The sequence below is a fragment of the Phyllobacterium brassicacearum genome (genome assembly GCF_003010955.1).
Classification (GTDB): domain Bacteria; phylum Pseudomonadota; class Alphaproteobacteria; order Rhizobiales; family Rhizobiaceae; genus Phyllobacterium; species Phyllobacterium brassicacearum.
In genome coordinates, this window is the sequence record NZ_PGGO01000002.1 from 1 (window position 1) to 12,683 (window position 12,683).

Annotated in this window: 14 protein-coding genes and 1 pseudogene; 7 read left to right on the forward strand and 8 right to left on the reverse strand. The window is 54.6% G+C overall.

The features are described from left to right. The 4 genes from CU102_RS02730 to CU102_RS02745 all read right to left on the reverse strand — a co-directional run. On the reverse strand, positions 1-226 hold a 226-nt coding region (locus tag CU102_RS02730; RefSeq protein ID WP_146146461.1), incomplete at its 3' end, for an aldehyde dehydrogenase family protein. A gap of 193 nt (positions 227-419) precedes the next feature. Continuing rightward, on the reverse strand, positions 420-1,394 hold the full coding sequence (locus CU102_RS02735) for a GAF domain-containing protein (RefSeq protein WP_106709458.1): 975 nt from the start codon (positions 1,392-1,394) through the stop codon (positions 420-422). Positions 1,395-1,599: 205 nt separating this feature from the next. Further along, complete coding sequence (locus tag CU102_RS02740; RefSeq protein ID WP_106709459.1) at positions 1,600-2,328, reverse strand: universal stress protein; 729 nt, start codon at positions 2,326-2,328, stop codon at positions 1,600-1,602. 124 nt (positions 2,329-2,452) lie between these two features. After that, on the reverse strand, positions 2,453-3,286 hold the full coding sequence (locus CU102_RS02745) for a universal stress protein (protein WP_106709460.1): 834 nt from the start codon (positions 3,284-3,286) through the stop codon (positions 2,453-2,455). Between the two features lie 123 nt (positions 3,287-3,409). On the opposite strand from CU102_RS02745, the gene CU102_RS02750 reads away from it, so the two are divergent. From CU102_RS02750 to CU102_RS02760, 3 genes are all read left to right on the forward strand, one after another. After that, positions 3,410-3,802: a hypothetical protein gene (locus CU102_RS02750; RefSeq protein ID WP_106709461.1), complete on the forward strand. Its 393-nt coding sequence runs from the start codon at positions 3,410-3,412 to the stop codon at positions 3,800-3,802. A gap of 244 nt (positions 3,803-4,046) precedes the next feature. Further along, positions 4,047-4,460, forward strand: coding sequence for a hypothetical protein (locus CU102_RS02755; protein ID WP_106709462.1), 414 nt, complete (start codon positions 4,047-4,049; stop codon positions 4,458-4,460). After that, entirely contained in the window at positions 4,457-5,278 is an 822-nt protein-coding gene (locus CU102_RS02760; protein WP_106709463.1) for a universal stress protein, read from the forward strand. The genes CU102_RS02755 and CU102_RS02760 overlap by 4 nt, the downstream gene beginning before the upstream one ends. Before the next feature lie 13 nt (positions 5,279-5,291). Here CU102_RS02760 and CU102_RS02765 read toward each other — a convergent pair whose 3' ends face one another. Then, positions 5,292-5,615 (reverse strand): hypothetical protein, encoded by a 324-nt coding sequence (locus CU102_RS02765; RefSeq protein WP_106709464.1) that lies wholly within the window; start codon positions 5,613-5,615, stop codon positions 5,292-5,294. An 843-nt stretch (positions 5,616-6,458) separates the two neighbouring features. Here CU102_RS02765 and CU102_RS02775 point away from each other — a divergent pair. The 4 genes and pseudogenes from CU102_RS02775 to CU102_RS02795 form a co-directional block, all read left to right on the forward strand. Beyond that, a complete protein-coding gene (locus CU102_RS02775; RefSeq protein ID WP_106709466.1) occupies positions 6,459-7,976 on the forward strand; it encodes a PAS domain-containing sensor histidine kinase in 1,518 nt (505 codons plus the stop codon). Then, positions 7,972-8,586 carry a response regulator FixJ gene (gene fixJ, locus CU102_RS02780; protein WP_166648368.1) on the forward strand — a complete coding sequence of 205 codons (615 nt, stop codon included), beginning with the start codon at positions 7,972-7,974 and terminating at the stop codon, positions 8,584-8,586. Before CU102_RS02775 ends, fixJ begins: the two co-directional genes overlap by 5 nt. Positions 8,587-9,154: 568 nt before the next feature. Continuing rightward, positions 9,155-9,808: a helix-turn-helix domain-containing protein gene (locus CU102_RS02790; RefSeq protein ID WP_106709468.1), complete on the forward strand. Its 654-nt coding sequence runs from the start codon at positions 9,155-9,157 to the stop codon at positions 9,806-9,808. A gap of 36 nt (positions 9,809-9,844) precedes the next feature. Next, a pseudogene (locus CU102_RS02795) lies at positions 9,845-10,579 on the forward strand (YoaK family protein); the annotation flags it as partial. 193 nt (positions 10,580-10,772) lie between these two features. Here the strand turns inward: CU102_RS02795 and CU102_RS02800 are convergent. The 3 genes from CU102_RS02800 to CU102_RS02810 all read right to left on the reverse strand — a co-directional run bounded on the left by CU102_RS02800 (position 10,773) and on the right by CU102_RS02810 (position 12,562). Further along, positions 10,773-11,423: a BON domain-containing protein gene (locus CU102_RS02800; protein ID WP_106709920.1), complete on the reverse strand. Its 651-nt coding sequence runs from the start codon at positions 11,421-11,423 to the stop codon at positions 10,773-10,775. Positions 11,424-11,800: 377 nt separating this feature from the next. Beyond that, positions 11,801-12,031 carry a hypothetical protein gene (locus tag CU102_RS02805; protein ID WP_106709470.1) on the reverse strand — a complete coding sequence of 77 codons (231 nt, stop codon included), beginning with the start codon at positions 12,029-12,031 and terminating at the stop codon, positions 11,801-11,803. Positions 12,032-12,100: 69 nt separating this feature from the next. After that, positions 12,101-12,562 (reverse strand): Lrp/AsnC family transcriptional regulator, encoded by a 462-nt coding sequence (locus CU102_RS02810; RefSeq protein ID WP_106709921.1) that lies wholly within the window; start codon positions 12,560-12,562, stop codon positions 12,101-12,103. Positions 12,563-12,683 lie beyond the last annotated feature (121 nt).

The following is a 12,683-nucleotide window of genomic DNA, read 5'->3' on the forward strand; positions in this document are numbered from 1 at the left end:
GGCTTGTGCGACCCCAGGCTTCCTTGGCGGCATGTGCTGCATCCAGTGCAGCCTCGACATCGGTTGCATCGGATCTGGCGATTTCGCAAAGCACCTGACCGTTTACCGGCGACGTGTTGTCGAAGTAGCGTCCGGATTTCGGCTCAACGAACTGTCCGTTGATGAAATTACCGTAACGCTTCTTGAAATTGGGTTTGACTGTGCGGTTGAATTCTACCTTGTTCATCGATCTTCTCCTCCCTGGCGCAGGTGCCCGCTCATGCGAGAACCGCCTGCGCTATGAAACACCGCCTCCCGCGGCATCTGAGGGAACATTTCAGCAAGGGCTGCCGCTGTCATCTGGTGCAGCCGAACAAGAAATTGAAAGTGTCTCAGATTTGAGACAATCGATGAAGTGATTCAGCTGGCGACGCTGAGCGTCAGTGGATACCCAGCTTTTTCAGTTTCCGATGCAGGGTTGCGCGGCCGATACCCATCATTGCGGCAGCGAGCGAAATATTGCCGCCAGCGCTTGCAAGAACGCGCTGTATCACACTGCGCTCAGCGGCTGCGAGTTCCCGTTCCGCGTCCGCGTGCTGGCCCAACAGATTTGCCGCAGGAAGAGGCTTGCTCATGGCCTCGTCATTCAATCCCAGCAGGCGACGCGCCGCACGCGAAGCCCCGATGACAAGATCATCCTCGTCGACGGCGATCAGCGCATGCATGGTCCGGTCGCTTATTGGATCTCCGACTCCCTGCGCCAACACAATACGCGCCTTGGGGAAGGCCAGACGGAAATTCTCGGCTTCGACCCGCCGTGCGGCGTCAACGACGGCAACCGCAATCAGTTTGACGAAATCCTCCGTCAGGTCCCAACGGGCAGACGAAACGTCGATTGCGGCCATCAAGCGACCACGATGATCAAAGATCGGAGCGACGGTGCAGGATAGCGCTGTATTCCTGCTGAGGAAATGCTGATCGCGGTGAATGGTCAGTGCCCGCTGCTCGGCAAGCGCTGTTCCGATGCCATTGGTCCCTTCGCTTTCCTCACTCCATACCGCTCCGGTCCAAAGACCCATCCTGTAGAAGACTTCATCGTCGGACGCAGAGCCGCGGCGGTCGACTGGAACGCCATCCTTGTCGGCCAGAAGGACACAGCATCCGGCACCGCCAACGGCTGAATAGAGGCGATCAAGGCTGGTCTGAGCGGTGTGGATCAGGGAACCAAGGCGCTCGCGTGCCTCTTGCAGTTCACGATCTGTCAGAACGTTTGGCGAGGTACCTTCCTCGGGATTCAAACCGTAGAGGCGCATCGATCGCCGCCATGACGCAATCAGCGCTGACTGCGCTGCGGCGCTGCCGGAAAGCGCAGATTGAATATGGTCAGCGTGTAAACAGTTCTGCAGTGTTCCCATGTTCTCCTCCCAGAGCCAGGGCGATCCGCCGATCAATTAGCCATGTTAGTCCCTTAAGTATGCCACCAGGTTCGCGGGCCCGAAGCAAAGAAATAATTCTCGAACACGATCTCGGACGACCGTTTTTGCCAAGTGGGCTCCCATCAGTCGGCCCTTACAGGGTTGGTCGTAGCTGCGAGACGTTCAGCAATGTGTTCACGTGGTGCTAGTGTGCCATCAGAACAGGTATGCTAGGCGCATTAATCATCGATTCTGTTACGCCTCCCGAAACACGTTCAAACATATGAGAATGACAGTGGTTACCAATGACTATCAGATCGGCGGAAATGTCTCTCGCGTGATGTTTGAGTACACTCGCAATTGACTTTCCCTGGCTTGGCAACCGATCCAGCACGGCCGTAATCCCATGGCCCGTGAGGTAGGCAACGATATGGTCTCCGGCGTCTCGGACACTTCGAGTGGGCCCGTTATCAGCGTCTACAAGTGTAACGTGCACTTCTTCCGCAGCAATCATTAGATCTAGCACTTCATGGGCCGCGCGGGTGCACTCCACACTTGAATCCCATGCCAAAAGGATGCAATTCGGTTGGAGCGGCGGCTTGCAACCGCGCGGAACAATCAGGATCGGGCCGTCGGACTCAAACAGACCGCTTCGAACTGCCCTCTCCTTCAAATTCTCGTTTTCGAGCAAGTCGCGACCGATGACCGTCGCGCCCCTAAAGCGCGCGCGTCTTCCGATCAAATGCGCTTCCCAAGTGCTGTCGGGAAGATCATCAACAAGGGTCGTTGGTTTATCTGCATCGCTCAGCAGCACTTCAAGCTTATTGATGAACGTCTTGAGCGTATCGATGTCTGACCGGAGTTCATCGGTTTTCTTCCGATCACGATCGACCTGTTTGCTATCGATGAGACTCAATAGGGTTTCTAGGTTCATCTTCTTCTCCGAGTAAATCCTGAAAATTGGTGCTCGTTGAATTTACCGCTAGTTGGGCACTCGTTCGTTGCGCTGGGACAAAGGGAAAATGCGATGACGGATGGAAGCAACCGGACTCCAGGTGTCAGTGCATCATGAAGACGGGAAGTGGTGGGGCGTCGATCATTGATCTTGTCACACCACCAAAGACCCGCTCGCGCAGGCGCGAATGCCCGTACGCACCCATCACGATTAAATCGGCCGAAATGTCGACGGCGTGTTGCCTGATGACTTCCGTGGCGGCGCGCCCCCAAGCAGGCAGGCGATCTGTCACAACCTTGGCACCATGACGTGCGAGGAAGGCAGCGATACTTGCAGGAAGGACGGGATTGGTTTTATCCGCTATGTTGCCCGTATCGACGACGGTTACGTGAACCTCCTCTGCTCCGGCCATCACATCGATCGCAGCGCGGGCCGCTCGCATCGCTTCCATCCGCGCATCCCAGGCAAACAATACTTTTCGCGGCCGCAATGTCGGATGCGCATCGGCCGGCAGGATCAAGATCGGGCTTCCCGAGTGAAACAGCACCCCTTCGATGGCAGAGGTTCTCAAGTCGGGTTGGCACAACAGGTCGGGACCGACGATTGTGAGATCCGAATAGCGGGCACGTTCACCGATGATCTCATCAGCCCAGCGCTCCGCGACGTAACAAATGTCAACGTTTGTCGACACGCCACAGGCGATCGCTAGTGATCGGATCCGTTGCTCGCGGGCTTTGATAGCAGCAACGTCCGCCTCGCGCTCGAGTGTCCAGGCGTCTGCAAGGATCGCCCCATATCCGCCCATCGGGACGGGGGTCAATCCAACGATCAGTACGCTCAGATGTGCATTGAGCTCGTTGCAAATATTGATCGCGTTCATGATGTCACGGTCACATCGATCTGTCCCGATAATGCAGAAGACGCTCTTGCACGGCATGACGTAGTCTCCGGTCCAACTCCGAGAGGCACATTACGTCTGCAGATCGCTATCTTCCTTGCGCTGGATCAAAGCAATCAAAGATGACGCTGGTAGATTTCATTCGAAAAGGAGAAATCTTCCATGGGCGAAACAGCGCAACTCACGTCCAAATTCCGGCGCATACGTATGGAACTCGCGCGGGAAAAAGGACATCCGGTACGGAATCCGCACGAAGGCTACGATCTTTTGGTTCCACTTGATGAGTGCGGTCGACTGGACGAGGACGAATACAAGCATCACCAGGACCTGTGTCGAGTTCGCCGCTTTCGACCCAAGGGCTCGGACCTACTGGGCAGAGTGCGCCGCAAGCCCGGGGGCCAATGGTATTTCGAATATGCCAACGGAGACTGCGACGACGAACTCGCCCTTCATTGGAGCGGAGAACATTTCCTCTGGGGTGAATACATTTCTGTTCAAAGCGGCGGGACGATCCACACCTACAGGATCACGCACATTGAAAGACCCGTAGAATAGTCCGTGAACTAAACGCACACCTGATCAGCAAAAAGGATCCGAGGCTGTGTCCCACCGCGACATACCGCGACCCGCGATACATACATATGGCTTAGGGGAACGATGTGCCGCCTGGTTAAGGAAATGAATTGTTGCTCGCTTCAAGCCAAACTGATCGGTGTGTCCATATGCAGTCCTCTTTGCTTCGCGACAACGTGGAACCAACTTTCCCCTTGTAGACCACTTGCTCGAAAGGAGCGCCTCCATGCAGCAAACAGCGCATCTGTGTTCTGGTTTCCGCCGAGTGCGTTTGGCACTGGCGAGGGAAATCGGCCGACCGGCCGGCGATCCGCGGAAAGGCTACGATCTGATGATGCCGCTCGACGGGCGCGCGCGACTCGATCTCCGAAAATGGGAGCATCATCAACGTTTGTGCACCGTGCGCCGTTTCCGAACGGTGGGCGAGGACGTGTTCGGCCACCTTCGACGCAAGGCAAGCGGGCGTTGGTACATCGAGTATGAGCAGGACGTAGACTACTTCTTTCATTGGGGTGATCAGCAGTTCATGGAAGGAGAATATATTTGTGTGAGAAGCGCCGGGAAAATGGAGACCTACGTCATTTCGGCGGTTGACGCGCCAGAGAACTTCAGAACGTTCACCTACGAGGTCGTATCGTGACGTACAAAACCATCCTGGCCAACCTCAACATAGACGGTCCGACAACTCCACTTATTGAGTTTTCGGTCAATTTGGCGGCTCGGTTCAATGCTCACCTCATAGGGTTCTCCGCCGCTGACACCCCTGTCCCGTCACCCACACTTGAGGGCCATCTGGTGGAAGGGGCATCCATGCGGAGGGACAGGCAAGAAATTGAGCAGCGTTTACGAAGTTTGCGCGAGGAGTTTGGCAGGATCGCCGGATCTACTGTTTCCAATGAATGGCGGGACGCAATTCAAAATCCGACCCGGTGCCTCGTTGAAACCTCACGAACGACCGACGTGATCGTCATGACCCTCTCGGGAACTGCAAGTTTTGGGAAGGCGGATCGTTCAGTCCATCTTGGCGACCTGGTGCTGCAAGCGGGACGTTCCGTCCTGATCGCAGCCCGAGGCGCTCGTTGCATATTTGCGAACACTGCATTAGTTGCTTGGAGGGACACTTGCGAAGCACGGCGGGCTATCCTCAATGCTGTTCCGTTGCTTCGTCAAATGAGAGAGGTCGTCGTAGCAACGGTAATCGCCGAGACAGACGGCCGCATCAAGCAGAGTCTCAATGATGTCACCACATATTTACTGCGACACGGAGTAAATGCGCGGTCGGAAATTATCCAAGAAAAACACGAAAGCAGGGCGTTGCTGCAATTCGCACGATTCATTGATGCCGAACTTGTAGTTTACGGGGCATATGGCCATAGCAAAGTGCGGCGCATGCTTTTCGGCGGCATGACTCGTTCGCTACTGAACGAGGACGGTATCAGTCGTTTCATGTCCTGCTGAGACGCATAAATTCTCAGACGGCCAAGTCCCTGATAGAAGCTTCAACATCGCAAATTGCTCGTTTGACAACATCCGAGGTTATTCTGCAGCCTTCCGAGGCGAGCCTGTGCGCTTCATTCGTGTACTCTGCCACGGCGTCGCGATAGAAATCATCTAAAACACCGAACGCGTTGTGATACTTTCCGGATGCTACAAGTTCGGTGATCAAATGCATGTCTTGTTCGAGGCGGTGCTGGTAAAATGACAACAGCCCAATCTGGACGCGGATCATTTCCTGGAGAGCATGTGCCCGTCTGCTCACAGCTGCCGCGCCAATTTTTTGGCCGTTGATCGTCATTGCAACTGAGTTGATAAAGGGCTTGGCTGTAGGGGCACAGCTATATGTCATGTCGTCGGCCTTTCTAAAAGTCAGGCTGGTTTCAATAGCACTCCAACATCTCACGGCAAACCGAAGTCATCCTTGAGCTAGGTCAAATAATTTTGTCCTATTCTTGGTGCTTTAAACCGTGAACCGCCTGCCACAGTTTCTGAACTGCCCCAAGCCTTGCGCTGGATCAAAGTGACACAACGCATCGATGGTAGGAATTCGGAAAACAACATGGAAGGCTGTCATGAACACAACACAACTGACTCGCAGATTCCGACGTGTGAGCTTGGTACCCGCGCGAGAACGTGGCCATCCCTACAGCGATCCTGATGAAGGCTATGACCTCCTTATTCCGCTTGACCGGGATTCGCGCCTCGACCAAGCGGAGTGGAGGACCCATCCACACTTGTGCCGAATCCGACGCTTTCGTGCGAAGAACGTTGCATCGTACGGACAGCTGCAACGCAAGCCGGACGGTCAATGGTATATCGAATACTCTAACGGCAAAACTGAAGTCGCATTCCATTGGAGCGATGAGCACTTCGTTGAGGAAAAATACCTCTCGATCAAAAGTGGCGAAACAATACACTGCTACCGCATCACCCTCGTCGAGAGACCCTGACCCCTCCTGATCGAGGAAAACGAGCTTCAGCGGGTTACGTCATCTTGGCCAACAGGAGTCCTCCTGCCGCCGCAATGTATGCCGCACATTAGCCTTAGCCTGATGGCTCTGATTGTTGTTGAAAAGACCGCATTTATTCTGCTCTGTGTTCTTGATACGACTCCGCACTCAATCCGGAACCCGATAGCACCATGCCAGCACGAGACATACCCGGCCTCAGGGGACGGCTTCTGCAAGCCGCCCTTTCCCCACGATTTGAAGGGACCCGGGGATATATGCTCGCGGCTATAGCAGTAGCGATCGCTTTCTTCATCCTGTTTGCCCTGCAAGGCCTGTTACAGGACAGGGCTGTTTTCAGTTTGTTCGTACCTGCAATCCTGGTCGCCTCAATTGCCGGCGGCATCGGTCCTGGACTCGCTGCCGTCTGTTTCTCACTTCTATCAGCTCTTTATTTGGGCGGCATGCAATTCGACCACTCGGAAAACGTGGTTGAGTTTGGCGTTCTCATTACCATCGGCCTTGTGATTGCATGGATGGGTGGACTGCTTCATCGCGCGAGACGGGTCAACGATAAGACGGTGAGCGACCTCGACGCTCGGGAAGCGCATCTCCGATCGATTCTGGATACTGTGCTCGACGCGACGGTCGTCATTGAAATGGATGGAACAATCACATCATTCAACGCTGCAGCTGTCCGCCAATTCGGCTACACGGAGGCTGAGGTTGCCGGCCGGAATGTCAGCATCTTGATGCCTGAACCCTATCAACACGAGCATGACGGTTACATCAACAGGTATTTGAAAACAGGCGAAAAACGCATCATCGGCATCGATCGGGTAGTCGTGGGCAAACGCAAGGATGGTTCAACTTTTCCGATGAAACTTGCAGTCGGAGAAATAAAGACAGGAGATAAAGTCTTCTTCACCGGGTTCATCCGCGACCTCACCGAGCGTGAAGAATCTGCGGCACGGCTACAGGAAATCCAGGGGGAACTGGCGCGACTGGCACGGCTCAGCGAGCTCGGGGAGATGGCCTCGACGCTGGCGCACGAACTCAACCAGCCACTATCAGCCATAGCCAACTATGCTCAAGGATGCACCCGCCTGCTGCGCGACATGGATGATACCCTCGCATCGAAAATGCGTGAAGCCTTGGAAGAGACTTCGCGGCAGGCATTGCGTGCAGGCCAAATCATCAGGCATTTGAGGGAGTTCGTGACACGCGGTGAAACCGATAAAACGGAGGAAGATATCCGTAAGCTGGTTGAGGAAGCTGGTGCCCTGGCACTCGTGGGCTCGCGTGAACGTGGCATCAGATCAGTGTTCGAGTTCGGTTCCGAAGCCAAGTTGGTCATGGCCGACGGTGTGCAGATCCAACAGGTCTTGATCAACCTGATGCGCAATGCCATGGAAGCGATGCGGGACAGTGAAAGGCGCGAGTTGCTGGTGCAAACCAGTTTGGACGGGGACGGAAGAGTGGTCGTTGAGGTTGCCGATACCGGAACCGGAATTCCCGACGAGGTTGCAGCGCAGCTCTTCAAGCCCTTCATGACCACGAAACCCGGCGGCATGGGAGTCGGTCTGTCGATATCCAAGCGTATAGTTGAGTCCCATGGCGGCGAAATAACGGCAAGGAAGAACGAGACCGGGGGCACCACATTCCGCTTCACGCTTCCGGCAATCGAGGATGCACACCCAAATGGCGATTAATGACTACACGGTCCATATAGTGGACGATGAAGAAGCTGTGAGAAAGTCATTGGCGTTTTTGCTGACCATGTCCGGCTTCACCGTTCGCGTACATGAGTCAGCAACGGGGTTTCTTGCTGCTGCGCCGACGATCCGCCATGGTTGCCTGGTCACGGACTTGCGCATGCCGGACATGAGTGGCGTGGAATTGCTGCGTAGCCTGAAGACGGCGGACCTTCAAATTCCGTCAATTGTCTTAACAGGGCACGGGGACGTGCCTATGGCGGTGGAGGCGATGAAGGCCGGGGCGCTGGACTTTATAGAAAAACCTTTTGACGAGGAGCTTTTGATCGCGGCGGTCAAGCGTGCAGCGGCACAATTGACTAATACGCACGAAGGTTTGGACGATACTTTGACCATCCAAGCACGGTTGGAGGAGTTAACCGAGCGCGAGAGGCAAGTCCTTTCAGGTGTGGTGGCGGGTCTCGCCAATAAAACGATAGCCTACGATCTGAACATTAGTCCACGCACGGTTGAGGTTCATCGCGCCAATGTCATGGCAAAAATGAAGGCCAAGAGCTTGCCGGAACTCGTGCGAATGGCACTTAATGTCAGGCTCGACTTCGATTGACAGTCTCACGCGGTCAATCTGCCGATTTGACTTAGCGCAATGCGCATCCTCAAAGACGCGATTAAATTAGTTTGGGCCATCTCCGGCGATCGATCACTCGGTCATATTTCGAGGGAATGCCCATTGTCAAATTCAGGCCAAATTCTTGTTGTTGCCCCCGACCGCGGGTTGCGACGGTCGCTTGAGTTTGCGCTCGAGGTTGAAGGATTTATCGTACTGCCGTTCGAGGATGTGACCGCTGCTCTTGCATCGCCTCGCGCCGCAGAGGGCGCTTGCATTGTAATAGACGAAGACGCGCTTTTGGATGACCCCTTGGCAACGGCTACTGTTCAACGATTCAAAAGGCCCACAGTGCTGCTGATAGATCGCTCTCGGCCTGTAGCGGAATCACTCGGCATGCAGGTACTCCGAAAACCAGTCTTGGGAAACGCTCTCATAAGAGCCGTAAGAGCGGCTGAAACTAACCGCACGGTTTAATCTACGTAGAAACGCGTAGGTACATAACCGAATTTTGCGACCCGACGAATTAGGCAATTGATGTCCCATCAAATCAAATGGGGAGATCGTTATGCTAGCCTACACCACAATTCAAATGTCAGCTCAGCTCAGATCGGATGGAGGCGAGACTCCGATCATTCCGTTGCCGTTCTGTCCTCATCCACAGCAAATAAATTTTTTCGCCCCTGGCTCCGAAATATACGCCCAAGGCGAAAAGGCAGTAAATATTTATCAGGTCGAGTTTGGTGCCGTCCGTATCTATCGGCTACTCGCCGATGGGCGGAGGCAAATCAGCGCGTTCCATCTATCCGGCGAGATCTTTGGCCTTGAAGCCGATGCAAACCACCATTTCTTTGCCGAAGCGATAACGGGCACCAATCTGCGCGTGTTTCCGCGCTCGAAGCTCGGCGACATCTCCCAGGAGCTCTTCTCACTGACATTGCGCAGCCTCACACGAGCGCAAGAACATTTGCTCGTTCTGGGCCGTCAGACTGCAGCCGAGCGCGTGGCGGCGTTCCTGCTCGATCTGGCGGAACGTCAGGGCGGCCTGGAACAGATTGAGATGCCCATGTCGCGAATGGACATCGGCGATTATCTAGGCCTCACAATCGAGACCGTGTCCCGGGTGTTTTCCAAATTAAAGGATACGGGAATCATTGCCCTCCCAACTCTGCGAAGCGCAGAAATTAGAAAATGGAATGCCCTTCAGGCGATGTGCGAGTGAGCCCCAATATAAACCCGTGAAGTCTGCGGCCAAACCATGAGAAGCTATTTGCGACGGCTGACCGGGCGAGTGAGAAGCGACGCTGCCGACCGCCACTTGGCCTATATAATGACTATCGTCGCGGGCGCGGCGAATGCCGGAGGATTTCTGGCAGTAAAGCAGTATACCTCGCATATGTCGGGCATCGTTTCGTTGATGGCCGACAGTTTTGCACTCGGCGACGTCAAACTTGCCCTTTTCGGATTGGGAGCGTTTGCCTCGTTCGTCGCAGGAGCAGCCGTCTCGGCTATCCTGGGTCTCAATTGGGGACGGCGGCAAGCGCTCCAGAGCGAGTATGCCTTTCCACTGATGATCGAGGCCATTCTCTTGCTTTGTTTTGGCCTCATGGGCAGCAACTTGTCCCGGCATGAATGGCTCTTTGTCCCTGCAATCGTGATGCTCCTTTGCTTTATCATGGGCCTGCAGAACGCAGTGATTACCAAGCTTTCCAACGCGCGAATTCGGACAACCCATGTCACGGGTATGACGACAGATATGGGAATTGAACTTGGAAAGCTGGTCTACTGGAACACAGTGCGCAACGATCTGGAAATACCACTTGTGCGCGCGGACCGCGCGAAACTGGGGGTTCACGCATTGCTAGTCTTCTTGTTCTTTGCCGGAGGCATAATTGGGGCAGTCGGATTCAGGCTCGCAGGCTTCGGCGCAACGGTAGTGCTCGCCATCGTACTGCTGGCCTCCGCTGCCGTCCCATTCAATGATGATGTGAAAGCAACGCTGGCCAAACGCTTCCGCGTTGATCAATGGCGTTAACGTCAGTTGATTGAGGTCAACACACGCAACCACTTACCAACTGCGGAAGGCTGACGGTCAAAACCACTTCGGTATGCGCTAGAACTAATTCCCAGAGGCGAAAGGCAGGAGTAGGCCGTCGCCCGCGTGCTGCCGCTGATGTCTCACTAAACTAGGCTACGATGAGCAAGTCCTCGACCATTTGAACACCGGGTGCGGACCAAGCGGCCTGCGCCGCCAGGTTGCGGTCCGACCAAACCTTCACGCGCCCTTCGAGCGTTACCTTGCCAGAATCGTCGACCGCCACCCTGATGTCCGATGCCCCGACATGAGCATTTCTCTTCAAGGCATCCTCAATTCGTTTTTTTAAGTCAAATGACGATAAATGCGGTTTGACCTGAATGTTGTTGGTCACGTCGAATACGCCTGCCAGCCCTCGGACCGCTTCGATAGCAGCGATTTTCTGGTAGTTCCATTCAACTGTGCCGGTGAGCACGACCGAGCCATCCTCAACCTGTACCTGGACGGCTCCTTCGGGAATGGCCGTGTTCCAATCGAGCAATTTCAATGCCCGCTTGGCGATTTCATCGTCGGCTGTGCGATGGCGGCCGGCCGGCCGCACTTCCATATCTTGAGCGATGCCGCGAACTCCCTTCACCCGGCAGACGACGTTTACGGCGGTGTTTTTTTCTATGTAGGTCGGCACATGGCCCGTCAACGTCACTACGCCATTCTCAACCGACACACCGATACTTGCAGCGTTGAGACTCGGCTCGAATTCGAGTTCGTCGAGAACGTTCTGTCTCAAAACCATATCGCTCATCGTGAATTCCCTTTCTGCAACGGCCATTGCCGAGACCGGAATTCTCGCGTTTTCACCCTTTCTACGCATTGATCGAGATCAATGCGTAGTCGGCGAGCAATCCGCTTATCGGTCGTATCTCTATTCCTCTGCTCATTGAAAACGGTGCTGTCGCGGCTCCACAGGAGAGTCCGCCATTGAATCCCTGCGACAATGCACTATTTCTGGCATCTACCCGTAAACGAGAATTCAGGCAGCCAGTAATGACGCTTGGACTTTCCGGGATTGAATGGGCGCTCCCCGGCAACGGGTTGAGCGCCCATTTCTTTTGATGCACCCTTGGGCAAACCACTCCCGATAGTCCTGCATGCGCATGGCGATGCCTGAGAACAAAAAGATCATCCCCTTGCACCTTCAATCATCCGTTGCAATTCGCCCCGGGCATAAGCGTCAAGGTCATCCGGAAACAGTCCGGCATCGACGTAGTCGCGGAAGACTTCAAATCCCGCCAGCGCAACCAACGCCCTCCTCAACAACGATTTTCTCGAAGCCGGAAGATTGACCGCAAGAATGTCGAATGCGGGTAACTCCGCCTTCGTATTGCCAAAGCATTTGTCGAACCCGGTCATCGGATATCCGGGGAGCTTAGGGAAAACGGCTCCGCCAGTCGGGATCCGCTATGGCTTCTGAGAAACCCTCTAAACCGGGAGAAGAGCGTCAGGCTTAACATTGCCAATTGACGCGTAGGTATGGGTCTCTCTTACACCGGGTAAGGGCAGGATGACTTCCTGCAGGAAACTTTGGTAAGCAGCCATATCCGGGATTCGCGCCTTAACCAGATAGTCGAACCCGCCGACCACCATGTGGCATTCCAGCACTTCCGTTGCTTTGGCTACAGCTTTCGCAAAGCGATCGAAAACATGAGGAGCCGTGTGATCAAGCCGGACCTCTATGAAGACAAGCGTTCCCCGCCCAATCTTTTGCGGATCGAGGACGGCTCTGACCGCTGTGATGAACCGATCCTTGAAAAGCCGTTTAACCCGTTGGCTGGTGCCAGTTGGCGACAGCCCTACACGCTCGGCCAAATCAAGCGTGGTTCTGCGACCATCCTCTTGAAGAAGCCGAAGGAGGCTGCGGTCTATTGAATCAAGATTATCCATTTGCATGACTCACATATTTTCCGTGTTTTCTGCGCGATAAACCCGCAATATATCGCAAATCAATGTATTTAACCACGCCGTTTGTCGCAATATTCTGTTTTATCGCCTGGTTCTAATGGCG

Bases quoted from the DNA above. Each gene is read 5' to 3' on its own strand.
- CU102_RS02810 (WP_106709921.1), bottom strand. From the start codon at position 12,562: ATGGATAATCTTGATTCAATAGACCGCAGCCTCCTTCGGCTTCTTCAA.
- CU102_RS02775 (WP_106709466.1), top strand. From the start codon at position 6,459: ATGCCAGCACGAGACATACCCGGCCTCAGGGGACGGCTTCTGCAAGCC.
- CU102_RS02755 (WP_106709462.1), top strand. From the start codon at position 4,047: ATGCAGCAAACAGCGCATCTGTGTTCTGGTTTCCGCCGAGTGCGTTTG.
- CU102_RS02765 (WP_106709464.1), bottom strand. From the start codon at position 5,615: ATGACGATCAACGGCCAAAAAATTGGCGCGGCAGCTGTGAGCAGACGG.
- CU102_RS02800 (WP_106709920.1), bottom strand. From the start codon at position 11,423: ATGAGCGATATGGTTTTGAGACAGAACGTTCTCGACGAACTCGAATTC.
- CU102_RS02790 (WP_106709468.1), top strand. From the start codon at position 9,155: ATGCTAGCCTACACCACAATTCAAATGTCAGCTCAGCTCAGATCGGAT.
- CU102_RS02805 (WP_106709470.1), bottom strand. From the start codon at position 12,031: ATGACCGGGTTCGACAAATGCTTTGGCAATACGAAGGCGGAGTTACCC.
- CU102_RS02750 (WP_106709461.1), top strand. From the start codon at position 3,410: ATGGGCGAAACAGCGCAACTCACGTCCAAATTCCGGCGCATACGTATG.
- CU102_RS02740 (WP_106709459.1), bottom strand. From the start codon at position 2,328: ATGAACCTAGAAACCCTATTGAGTCTCATCGATAGCAAACAGGTCGAT.
- CU102_RS02745 (WP_106709460.1), bottom strand. From the start codon at position 3,286: ATGCCGTGCAAGAGCGTCTTCTGCATTATCGGGACAGATCGATGTGAC.
- CU102_RS02735 (WP_106709458.1), bottom strand. From the start codon at position 1,394: ATGGGAACACTGCAGAACTGTTTACACGCTGACCATATTCAATCTGCG.